We start from the raw sequence: 6,976 nt of genomic DNA on the forward strand, positions 1-6,976 counted from the left end.
AAATGTCGTACAAATGCATGGGTTAAAGTGCGAATACCGGAGATTTGTATGAAACGTCGTACAAAAGTATGGGATTGAAGGGCAATTACCCAAGATTTGTATGACAAATCGTACAAATGCAAGGGATTGGAGTGCGATTGTCCGAGATTTGTATGACAAATCGTACAAATGCAAGGTCTTTAAGCTATTAAGGGCCTGCAGCCATCTGCAGCCAGTGTTTCAGACGAAATTTCGTAGCAAGTTATGGGATTGAGGCGCGATTCCCCGACCGAGATCGGTCATTATGTGGGGCGTTATTGATAAAACGGACAAATCAACTTAACGCTATCTAATTATTGAATTACAATTTTCACTGCCTCTTGCTGTTCCGAATTGCCTCCCGAGCTTCTTCCCGATCATCGAAATGAATGGTTCGGTCCTTGATGATTTGATATGTTTCATGCCCCTTTCCACCAATAAATGTTTAACCGATAGAAGGGGTGCTTCTTTTTTCCCCCTTCTATCGTAATGTTGGTCTTATTGTGTCTCTCGGTCTTGGGTAGCTCTGTAACCATTGCTCAGGTTATTTTAGTTTCGTATCTCCTAGTTCTAGAGCTTTGATTGTAATTTTCAGATCATCTTTTATTTTGCTCTTAATACTGACCTGGGGATTTGTTAGAATTTCTCCGCTTTCGGCCAATTGGCATAGCTTTGGTCTTGGTATTCCAAGTATCTCTGCCAACACCTTATCTAATCTAAGACCAAATTTGTATTTGGAGATAAGTTTAATCGTTATGTCCCCGGCTTCTGGCTTGATCTGTTTGCTTGCTACCCTATACTTTATGTCGGTATTTACTCTACTGCACAGTTTCCTTAGCTTCTCAATTTGGAAGGCATACTCCCAAGCAGTCTCCCGGTCATTGCTCATAAATTTTTGATGCAGCTCTCGACTGATTTTATTCACGTGCAGTCTGGATAAAACTGGGGAATTCCAAGTACTGTCACAGTATGCACATTTATAGATGAGCCAGACATCGATATTCTTCTGCTGAGCGTTCACTCTAAACTTGTCACTGCAATAAAACATCGTTTGCTTCTTACATTTATGGCAATTAGTTATTACTTGTGGTGTTTCTTCTGCAATGATTTCGATTTCGAAATTATATTCCTTAGATTTATTCATTTATTGGTTCCTCCACTTATTTATTCAGAGGAACGCCGATAATGCTGTTAATGGAGAAAGTTTATTTTCCATATACAAAAAAAAGCAGAGTACCCCCATCTAATGGGTACTCCGCATGGAATATTGGTAACTAGATTACCTTGCGTTCCCTGTAATGGTTAAAATAGACGCACTTCTCCCGTGTTTGGAAACTCGATTTCCAACAGAGAACTGCACTATTCGATTCCTTAACCATTACAAGTATGCTGGCAAAATAGAGTCCACCTTTCCAATTCTCCTTTTTCAAATCATAAATTCTCTGCATGTAAATGTCAATTACGCTTACCCTCATTATCGTTCTGTCCATGTTGTTCTTACATATCCCAATCTCATTCCGACCGATTCCATATTCCTATGACTCTGGGATAAAAAAGCACATTGCCCAACGACCCATTCACACTTTTGATTTGCTGATTCGTTTAATCTTGTTTTCAGCAGATGCTTATGTAGGCCCTGCTTTCTGTACTCCGGTAAAGTTGCCGCAAAAGTTAATGAACAGATCCTGTTCCTGCTGTACATTACCCCTGCCGCAGCTGGTTGATTGGCAACATACGCAATATAAAATTTCCAGCCCGGGCGATGATACAGTATCCGATTATTCTCCGCAACATAAGGGATCCCATCGTCAGGCAACCCTGTTCCACGACAGTGAATTGTTGCGTAGGCAGCAAAGTCTTCCTCTTTCACTTCTTTAATTTGTACGTGGTTGAGAGCAGGTAACTTTTCCTTCACAGGTGAACAATACAATGAAGTATGAAAACCAGATTGGTACAAACCCCGTTCATTTAGCTCTTCCAGTGTTCGCTTGTCAACTCTGGACGGTACAATCTCGAATTGCACCTTACGGTGTTTCCTTCTATAAAAATTAATGATTTCATCGATGTAATCCAAGTCCGCTGATGAAAACCCTTTGACCGTATTAAAAGCAGGCCAAGGCATAGTTTTGCTATAAATACACATGGCATTCCCAAAATAAGCAATCTCGACACCTTCAGGATTGCCCTGCCGGTTCTGAATAGCTTCCATCCTGTCTTTCATATAATCTTTCTCTGACTGTTCGATTGCCGCTATTAATTCAGGGGAAGGTAAAATACTTTCCATGCTCCACCTCATTATAGTAGAATTGGAAATCAACCACCTACTTCTTTACTGTATCAGTAAGTCGTTCTTCCAGCCTGTTAATCTCTTCATTCGCATCTTTTGCAAGATATTTTAGCAGGATTCCTGACAACGAATTTCTCCCTTTCTTTTGGCTGCCAAACTTTTATTCCAAAGCAAACCAAAATACTTGATAATCAAATTTAGGGGACAGCCCAATAGCTTTCGCCAATTGGATAGACCCTGCGTTATCCGGGGCACAATCCCAGTAAGGCTGAATGCCTTTTTGAATACATTCTTGGACAAATGATTTTGCCACTGCGGTGCCATAACCCCTCTTTCTGAATCCCTCCGCAGTTTCAATATCGATCGCATGCATTTGCTCCGCAACAAACGAAGAAAAACAAACACTGACCAAATAATGATTAACCTCAGCATAAAAGCCAAATCCATTATAGAGAAAAGAATCTGCAGAATCCCAAAAACGCAATAGTTTCTTCTCTAAAAATGAGTGGTTTTTCAACCGTCTTGATTTCAACACGTCAGCATCCAGCTTTTTAATGGTCATCCCATCGTCTGAAGGTTCAATTGACTGTAATGTCTCCAGACAGAATACATGCTGAATATCGCTTGAGAGGCGGCGGTTTTTAAATATATATGAAAGTGATTTCTTCCATGTATCCATCTCAGCACCAATCTCAACATGCTTTATATCCTGTTTTTTTAAGTAAGGTTCAATATGGTCCCTCATGTAACCCTCTAAACTCAAAAGGAATGGCTGGCTTTGCGGATCACCTACGATCTGAAATCCTTGTTGACCTTCGATCCAGACTAAAGCTGCTGAAGGTTCATCACATTCATCGACATAAATCCGTCCGGGATTATTCCCGTTAGCGACAGCAAGAACCTCAATATTCTTGCAACTATCCGCGATATGTTTGATCTTATAATAATCTGGTTTCGCCAGTTCAATAATCAATTTTTACAACACCCTATCTTTAATTCATAAAATAGCTCAGCAATATCATTATCGTTATATTTCGATATCTCCCGAAATCCAAACTTCTGAAATATTGCCTGTGCTGCTGTAGAGCTTTTCATTGTGTCTAGTCAATCTGACGAATATCTGAATGCAGTTTTAATGGGTCAAAGTTTAATCCTCTATATTCATACATTACATCTATGAATTTTTCTAATGCTTCCTGATCAGCGGAATCAAATAAAAGACAATTCACTTGTGATCTTCCTCCCTCCCCGTCCGTTCCTTTCATCATTTTCCATGGAGTTCTGCTTCAGATCACGGTTTTCCGGGCTTTTTGTCACAAATAAGAGCGAGGGCGAGCGTTAGCGCAGAGAAAGGACATCTAGCTGCGCAAAAAGGAAATCTTGCGGCGCAGAAAACGCATCTTGCAGGGCAAAACATCCTCCTTGTAACAGGTTTACCAGCTATTAGAGCTCGCGATGATTCCGGATTACGTTTGCGCACCAACAAACCTTTCCCTATTATACCATCCTCTTCCACTCATCTTCCGTCCAATAGAGGAAACGACAGTTTGCCTTTTCTTCCCCCTCGCTTCCCCAACATATACCGAATTCGCCGTTACGGCTCCTGCCTGTCCTTACGTTCAAGCTCGAATTCATCCACCAGCTCGCCATCAACCGCATAAGCCTGATAGGACAGCGTATCGTCAGTTACGGTAATGGCAGCGTACATTTGTTTCCGGTTTTGCAAATGCACCTTGTGATAAAATTGACTCTCTTTTTTCTCGTTAAACTTCTGTCCGGAAGTATTTATCGTTACATATACAGTTCCATCCGATGATGCCATGCTTCCATCCGACGATGTAATGTCCCCATTTTTTAGCGGATAAGAGCGGGAATATTCATGATTGTGACCCTGCAGCACAAGATCAACGCCATATTCGTCAAACAAAGGCACCCAATGCTTGATCACCTTCTTAGTCTGATTTCCGCCATAAGCAGGCCGGTGAATAGCAACGATGACCCAAGGCTTGCGATTAACTTCCAAATCCCGCTTAAGCCATTCCGCCTGCTCCTTGAACTTCCCTTCCGAATTTAACATCACAAAATGGACGGGACCGTAATCAAAGGTATAGGTCGTCCCCGGCAGAAGATTTGCAGCTCCGTTATCTGGCAAATGGAAATGAGAGATAAAAGCAGCCGCTTGCTTGTCCACCTGATCATGATTGCCTGTTACCGGCATTAACGGAACACTCGCTGTCCAGGGGCGTGCTTTATTCAACAAATGATTCCAGGCAGCGTCATCCTCAGGATTTTCCGTTAAATCTCCATTATGAATCAAGAATTGCGCTTCAGGAAATTGGCGGAACGCTTCCTCCAGTGTATTACGCCATAGCTCAAAATCCTGCTCGGTTACCCCTTGTGAATCTGCAACATTGATGAACGTGAAGCCCTCCATGTTATTTGGTTCTGTCCTGAACGCAGCCGCTTCACTCCACCGCGCCTCATTTCCATCACCCACTCGGTACAGGTAGCTTTCCCCAGGCTCCAATTCTGTCGCTTCTGCTTTATATATCCCTTTGATTTTCCCGTCATGCAGGGTCAGCTTTGAAGCTTCTCCCTGAAACTCCAGCAGCCTAGCTGGATCCTGAAAGTTTGCAGCATCTGTTCCTTTTACAACCTGCAGCACGGGATCCTCGTAAGGTGTCTCTGTGTGCCAGGTGAAGGCGCGGCTGGTTCGCGGATCTCCTCTGAATGTCGTGACAATGGCTTGCGGACTATGTTCCGCATTTCCATCCGGTCTGCCTGTCTTAGCAGTCTCCTGGTCGGGTGCATTCGTTTCCCCTGGCTGCTGTTGATGATTCACAGCGTTCTCCTCACTCTCTCTGCTTTCATTCCGCCCTTGTCCGGCTGCTAGCCAGGTCACGCCGACCAGCACAGCAACAGCTGCAAAAATAAGCCAGGATTTGTTTTTGAAGTCCAATCACTCCACCTCTCATTCCCCTTGCTCAGGGATTGTATCCACATTTTCAATCCGCCGGATCCGATCGCTATATACGCAAACTGTATTTTTACCGCTCCACTTTGCTTGATATAGCGCTAAATCCGCACATCTGTACAAATGTTCAGAATCCTCAGCATGATCCGGAGCTAGCGCTATGCCGATAGATGCGGTCATCTCGCAGTTTTGTACAATATCAATGCCTTGAACTTCAAGCGGACGCTGCAATTCTGCGATAATCTGTACAGCAACTTGCACGGCTGCCTCCTCATCGCGGACATCATTCAGGATGACAACGAATTCATCGCCGCCAATACGCGCAATCGTGTCGCCGGGATTACGGACGGCAGAACGAATCCTCCTCCCCGTTTCTTTCAGCAAGTGGTCTCCTGCGTCATGTCCTAAGTTGTCGTTCACCTGCTTGAAATTATCGAGATCGACATGCAGCAGCGCGGTTTTTCTATTCTTCTTTCCATTTTTCTCTATGCTTGTCATGAGCGAATGTTCAAACACCGCACGGTTATTCAGACCGGTCAGCAAATCATGGGAGGCCAGATACATTGGCCTGGCAATAAGTCTCGTAATGGCGTAAGCACTCAGTAAAGCGAGGGTTATCGTCGCCAAAAACTGGATAAGGACTATACGGTTGATCTGCCGAAGCTCAGCGTGCAATTCATTGTCATTGAAGACAATTTCGATGATCCTCCGATTCGTATGCATCTCTACATCACTGTCAAAATCTACGTTATAGGGGACATAACGATAAATGACCGGTTCGCCATGAAGCGTTCCTTCCACTTCCTGAACAACCTGTTCAGTATAGGCAAGCTCGAAGTAAGGCCGGTTTTCTTCGGCAACCACCAGCGACTTGCCGTCCGCACCCGATTTGCCAATCGCTTTGCCCGAAGTGGCAAATACCGTTACATCATTAACATAATTATATTTCTCTTTTAGATTCTGGTATACCTCGAGAAAGTTAAAGCTTTCAATGATTGGATTGTCTTCCAGCTTCACTCCAAGCTCAAGCAAATATTTATGATCGTGAGTCGGCATATAACTGTACTTCCGTATAATCCCGCTGTTCACTTCATGATCGATTCCGTCCGCCACAAATTTATCCCCTTGCATCCGATCAGTCAAGATTTGGGCAAATTCGCTTAACGGCTTGCCTTTTTTGCGAAATGACAACCCAATATCATTCGGATAACTGCTGTACAATACCGTCAGCGTCTCATCAATAACATAAATATCCATCCCGTCAAACTGCTGCTTCAAAGCCGCATAATCCCACGATGACAGATCCGGGTTTTCACGGTACTTGGCTGCCAATATTTCTGAATAAGCTCGCATTTTGGGCTCGAGGTTTTTGTCGAGGATACGAAAAGCTTTATCTGCATCCGAAACTGCGGTTACAATAATATCTTCTATCAGCACAGATTCGTTCTCGTATCTTGCCAGCAAAGTGCGTTCCCAGCTTTGCTTATGGACAAGCGATGTAACAAGCGTCAATAAAATGCTGAAAATGCCCATAATCATCATCAGCTTTCTCTTGAAACTAAACTTCATAGACAGTCCACTCCTATTTGAAAAGCCAATAGCAGCCTCACTCTCCAAAGCTCTCTACCCTTGTCATCTTTGCTGCAGCTAAAAACAAGGACGGCCCAGCCGTGATGTTACGGGATAGTTTGGCTGAT

Annotated in this window: 5 protein-coding genes; all 5 read right to left on the reverse strand. The window is 43.5% G+C overall.

Going from position 1 to position 6,976, the window contains the following annotated elements; all coding sequences use genetic code 11:
* Positions 1-562 precede the first annotated feature (562 nt).
* A complete protein-coding gene (locus tag PSHG_RS18210; protein ID WP_010275840.1) occupies positions 563-1,162 on the reverse strand; it encodes a DUF1062 domain-containing protein in 600 nt (199 codons plus the stop codon).
* Between the two features lie 330 nt (positions 1,163-1,492).
* Positions 1,493-2,302, reverse strand: a complete 810-nt coding sequence (locus PSHG_RS18220) for a GNAT family protein (protein WP_010275846.1) — start codon at positions 2,300-2,302, stop codon at positions 1,493-1,495.
* A gap of 163 nt (positions 2,303-2,465) precedes the next feature.
* The gene (locus PSHG_RS18225) at positions 2,466-3,278 is read right to left on the reverse strand and encodes a GNAT family N-acetyltransferase (RefSeq protein ID WP_010275849.1); all 813 of its coding nucleotides are present in this window, start codon (positions 3,276-3,278) and stop codon (positions 2,466-2,468) included.
* Positions 3,279-3,899: 621 nt separating this feature from the next.
* Positions 3,900-5,264 carry a purple acid phosphatase family protein gene (locus tag PSHG_RS18235; protein ID WP_010275852.1) on the reverse strand — a complete coding sequence of 455 codons (1,365 nt, stop codon included), beginning with the start codon at positions 5,262-5,264 and terminating at the stop codon, positions 3,900-3,902.
* Between the two features lie 12 nt (positions 5,265-5,276).
* Positions 5,277-6,848 (reverse strand): GGDEF domain-containing protein, encoded by a 1,572-nt coding sequence (locus tag PSHG_RS18240; protein WP_010275856.1) that lies wholly within the window; start codon positions 6,846-6,848, stop codon positions 5,277-5,279.
* Between the last annotated feature and the right edge of the window lie 128 nt (positions 6,849-6,976).

This window comes from Paenibacillus senegalensis JC66, from assembly GCF_000285515.1.
Classification (GTDB): domain Bacteria; phylum Bacillota; class Bacilli; order Paenibacillales; family NBRC-103111; genus Paenibacillus_L; species Paenibacillus_L senegalensis.

What these genes read in the sequence shown, in the direction of transcription:
- PSHG_RS18210 (WP_010275840.1), bottom strand. Translation starts at nt 1,162, where the DNA reads ATGAATAAATCTAAGGAATATAATTTCGAAATCGAAATCATTGCAGAA.
- PSHG_RS18220 (WP_010275846.1), bottom strand. Translation starts at nt 2,302, where the DNA reads ATGGAAAGTATTTTACCTTCCCCTGAATTAATAGCGGCAATCGAACAG.
- PSHG_RS18240 (WP_010275856.1), bottom strand. Translation starts at nt 6,848, where the DNA reads ATGAAGTTTAGTTTCAAGAGAAAGCTGATGATGATTATGGGCATTTTC.